The sequence below is a fragment of the Fulvivirga lutimaris genome (assembly GCF_009711525.1).
Lineage (GTDB): Bacteria > Bacteroidota > Bacteroidia > Cytophagales > Cyclobacteriaceae > Fulvivirga > Fulvivirga lutimaris.
This window is the reverse complement of record NZ_SMLV01000194.1, coordinates 1-4,722: the sequence shown is the minus strand read 5'-3', so window position 1 is coordinate 4,722 and position 4,722 is coordinate 1. Positions and strand designations below refer to the sequence as shown.

Genomic DNA, 4,722 nt, shown 5'->3' with positions numbered 1-4,722 from the left:
ATATTAAACTGGTATGTAATAATATATAACCTAATAGGTCACATGCATCTGACCTTAGGCCTGAGTGATGAGTTATGCCTTGGGGGGTGGAGAAGCTATATCCAGGTAAGAGATATAATAACACATGTTGTAAGTGCCATTTTCTATATCTCTTAGGACTACATTTTCGGAATTATGTTCCTCAAGCGAAAAGGAAATATAATGATCAATGATATGACTTAAAATTACTTCTACTTTATCTTTTTCCAAATCTGAAAGGTCAGCCAGTAACACTTCTTTAGCTTGCTCAACTAACTCAATATCATCTGTAAGCACTTCAAAGTGCTCTGTTTTTCCATCAATATTATGTGAAATTACAAATGGAGCTGCGTAACCAAGAGACAGCGCATGTTCAATGTCTGTAGACTTTAACTGAGTGGTTTGAGATAACCCTAGATCTTTTACAACCTTGTCTGAAATGGATTTTTCCCTTTCAGAAAGTCGGTGTTCTACAATAACTTCCTCAACCAATCGCACTGAAAATACATTGGAGAACCAGCTTATGGCCAGCAAAGTAAGAAGTAATATGGCAGATAGTTGTCTCAATAGCTATTGTTGAAGTTGAAAATTAAGAAAAGTGGTAAGAATATCAAATGTTCGTGGATATTTAATTGCCTTGATAAACTAATATTCATGTCATGAGTTAATACTAAGTTTGAGGCTCAGTTTAATGAATGCATTTACCTATGAGTTTTATTCTATTAGATAAAGTAAGCAAGAGCTACAATGATGATATAGCGCTAGGGCCAACATCTTTATCAATTGATAGAAATGAAAAACTGGGTATTGTTGGTGAGACGGGTTCGGGCAAATCTACTTTGCTTAAGACTATTGCAGGTCTTGTTGCGCCTGATGTTGGTCAAATAAAATTTAAAGATGAAGTGCTGGAAAACCCCAACGATCAACTTATTCCAGGTCATCCTTCCATTGCTTATCTATCACAGCATTTCGAATTACCATTTTTTCGCACAGTTGAAGAAATTGTTTATGACCCATATAAAATTAGTGAGAATCAGGTCAATGAGCTTTATAAGGCATGTCATATAGAGCATTTGTTGCAAGCCGATTCTCAGCAATTGTCAGGTGGAGAAAAGCAGCGTGTTGCGCTGGCTAAATTACTCGTTGACGGACCAGAAGTATTACTGCTTGATGAACCTTTTTCTAACCTTGACTTGCATCATCAGAAGATTATCAAAAGCGCTCTAGAAACTATTGTGAAGTCAATGGATACCACTATAGTGCTAGTTGCGCACAATCCTATGGATGTACTTTCATGGGCAGATAGAGTGCTTACAATGAGACAAGGTAAAGTTATACAGGGTGATAACCCATTTAATACTTATAATTTCCCTCAAAACGAATATGTAGCAGGCTTGTTTGGTGAGTACAATCTAATTGATGCCTCAAAATGGGGCTTAGATGACACTCGCTTGACTAAAGTAAATGGAAAAGTCTTTGTTAGACCAGAGGCTATTTCAATTTGTGATAATGATAAATCGGCTAAGAATGCTAAGGTGCTTGCAGTAACTTACCAGGGTAGCCATGATCAGCTGTTAGTAGAACTAGATGGAGAAGAGATTGTAATTTATGGTAATGTTGGAGCGAAAGCCATTGGTGATAAAGTTCCTGTAAAATTACAAGTTGATAAGGGTTGATGATCCTACTTAAACCCTACTTATAACAATGATACTATCAGGCCTTCCTTACAAATTCAGATTTTAAGGCCATTGATCCAAAACCATCAATTTTGCAGTCAATATTGTGATCTCCATCTGTTAACCTGATGTTCTTTACCTTTGTGCCGGCCTTTATAGGTTTTGGAGCACCTTTAACGGGTAGGTCTTTAATTACCACCACCGTATCGCCATCTTGCAGCTCATTTCCATTAGAATCCTTAATAATTTCAGAACTTTCTTCTGCTTCAACTTCATCAGGGTTCCACTCGTAACCACATTCAGGGCATACCATCAAATGGTCCATAGGATAGGCATATTTAGAACTGCATTGGGGGCATTTTGGTGTTTCTGACATGTTGTTTAGATTAAATTATTGTAAATCTACTGATTATTAGAAAAAACAAATGCAAACAGTACTACACTGTTTGCATTTGTTTTTTCAATTAAAACTATGACGGTTAATTATTTATAATTAATCTTTCAGTAGCAATAATCTTCCCATTTATAATTTTAATTATATACACGCCTGAAGTTAATTTGCTTGTATTAACGCTGTTAGTATTTAGAGTTCCTTTTTGAATAATTTTTCCCTCAGAATTCAGTATTTGATAACTATCTGATCCCGTTGGTTCAAAGTTTATTTTTATGAAACCATCTGAAGGATTAGGGTAAATGCTAAGTTCTTCATTAAATGAACTGCTTTTATTACTTGTTACTAATAAAGATTCAACATTTGAGTAATCAGAGAAATCAAATAAATCATAAGACCTTACTTTATAAAAGTAAGTGTCACCTTGATTCAGGGTTTGATCAATATATGAAGGTCCTTCAGTTGATGTTACTAATTGAAATTCAGAGTCGCTCTTAAGGGATTTATATATTTCAAATCCAAAGATATTTGTATCACTAGATACCATAGAAAGTAAAAACTCACTTACACCAACTTCTGTGAGAGTAAGCTGTGGTGCACTCAAATTAGAAGTTGTTGGAGTTGTAAACTCTTTTACATCACTAAACTCAGATTTAAATAACCCTTTTATTGATTTGAATTTATAATAGTAGGTTGTTCCTAGGTCTACTGCCGGATCAATATATTCAGGTGTCTGGCTATTTTCGGTAGATAACAAATTGAATTCAATATTATCACTTGACTTGTAAATTTCAACTTGATCTACTTCTTCATCATTTTTATTCCAACCGATAATTAGTCCATTAAGAAAATCAAATTCAGCAGTTAATTCGATAGGAGAGGTTAAATTGTCAGTAACAATCCCAATTTCAGCTGATCCTGAATATAATGACTCTTTCAGTACTCTAACCAGATAGTCATACTTAGTATTTAAAGAAACATTATTATCAATGTAATTGGTATTATTTGCTTGCAGTGTGTCTAATACTATAAATTCACCTCCAGCCGTACTTCTGGAAACTTGATATCCTGTTTCTCTTTCAGATTGATCATTCCATGTTATTGATATGCCTTTACTAAAGTCAAAAGTAGCACTAAGGTTATTTGGTGCTCTTGGCACATCAAAATTCATTTTTGCAATACTAAATGCACCTTCACCTTCAATACTTGAAAAACCACCATGAATAAGGTATTTCGAATCTTGAAGTTTAGTTATCCCTCTAATGCTTGGAGCCGAAAGATTACCAATGATTTCAAAGTTGTACGAGTATTCTGAGTCTACTCCGCCTGCTAGACTAACTTTTGTAAAACCATCGACTTTTGCACTATTCATTTCTTGAAACTGTCCTCCAAGTAGAACGTTTTCAGTATCTAAGAGGTAAATAACATTTATATCATAACCATTTGTCTGAACGGATATATCGTCTTTCAGCGTGCCGGTAGACTCAAACTGAAGCAATTTGGCAACATTGTCATCATATTGATATGTTGAAACTAGTATGATACCAGTTTCTTCGATAGATTCAATTTTATTAATTGGAATATTAGTAAAGTCATAAGATATATTAAAACTGCCGTCAATGCTACCGTCTGGGTTTATTCTTCCTAAGATTCCTCTATTATCTGTAGGGATTAAACCACTATAAATGATTTTATCATCAGGCAATAGCTCAATGTCATTTACATAGTAGTTTTCATTTAGTGAAAAATTGAATGAGTTGTCTATTGTTCCATCAGCGTTAAGCCTTAAGATACTGCCTTTATCAGACGTATTTGGATTATCAATACCACCTGATATTAGGAGTTTGTTATCCGGTAGGACAATAATATCATTAACACCTTGACCCAAATTGTTAGAAAGTATTTGATCATTAAATGTGTTGTCTAAAACACCACTTGCAGACATTTTTACTAAGGAGCCTGAACTGATATTATTGAAGGTTGAGAAACCACCTCCCAAAAGAATGTTGCCAGCATTATCTTCTTCAATGGCTGTGATCCAGGAACCCAAACTTGAAAACTCTATATTATTAATAAAAGTATAGTCAGGTGAACCATCACTATTTATTTTTAGCAGAAAATCGGCTGGAGTATCTTCAATAGCAGTAAATTGCCCACTAATTACTATACTTCCATCACTAAGCACTTTGCTGCTATAAACGTTGACCCCTCCTGACAAATCAGCATTAAAATCAGTGTAAACTTCTCCAGAAGAATTTAGCTTAGATAGCCCTTGACTAAAATGGCCATCGAAGTGGGTGTGCATACTTGAGAATAATATATCTCCTGAGGAATTTGTTCCAAGCACAGGTGGGTTGATGGATCCTGTAGATGTATGATAGTTAGCTTTCTTTTGAGCATAAGTATTATTTAATGCTCCATTATTATTTAGTTTAAGTATTGAATAGTCATCAAAACCTATTTCTATTCCAGCAATAAGTATATTTTCGTCATCATCGAGCATGGTAAAAACTTGGTTGGCAAAAACATTCGCTCCGGGTCCAGGTAAAACAAAATCAATATCTCGTGAGCCATCTGAATTTATTTTTGCTACACTTTTCGCGGTTTGACCATATATGACATCGAAACTTCCTGAAA

General features: G+C 34.7%; 4 protein-coding genes. 1 reads left to right on the top strand and 3 read right to left on the bottom strand.

Features of this window, described 5'->3' with window-relative positions; translation table 11 throughout:
* Nucleotides 1–72 precede the first annotated feature (72 nt).
* The gene (locus tag E1140_RS01850; protein WP_155178441.1) at nucleotides 73–585 is read right to left on the bottom strand and encodes a hypothetical protein; all 513 of its coding nucleotides are present in this window, start codon (nucleotides 583–585) and stop codon (nucleotides 73–75) included.
* A 140-nt stretch (nucleotides 586–725) separates the two neighbouring features.
* Between E1140_RS01850 and E1140_RS01845 the strand changes: the two genes are divergently transcribed.
* Nucleotides 726–1,694, top strand: a complete 969-nt coding sequence (locus E1140_RS01845) for an ABC transporter ATP-binding protein (RefSeq protein WP_185153370.1) — start codon at nucleotides 726–728, stop codon at nucleotides 1,692–1,694.
* Between the two features lie 37 nt (nucleotides 1,695–1,731).
* On the opposite strand, the gene E1140_RS01840 is transcribed toward E1140_RS01845, so the two are convergent.
* Nucleotides 1,732–2,070, bottom strand: a complete 339-nt coding sequence (locus E1140_RS01840) for a zinc ribbon domain-containing protein YjdM (RefSeq protein ID WP_155178437.1) — start codon at nucleotides 2,068–2,070, stop codon at nucleotides 1,732–1,734.
* A gap of 103 nt (nucleotides 2,071–2,173) precedes the next feature.
* On the bottom strand, nucleotides 2,174–4,722 hold a 2,549-nt coding region (locus tag E1140_RS01835; RefSeq protein WP_155178435.1), incomplete at its 5' end, for a T9SS type A sorting domain-containing protein.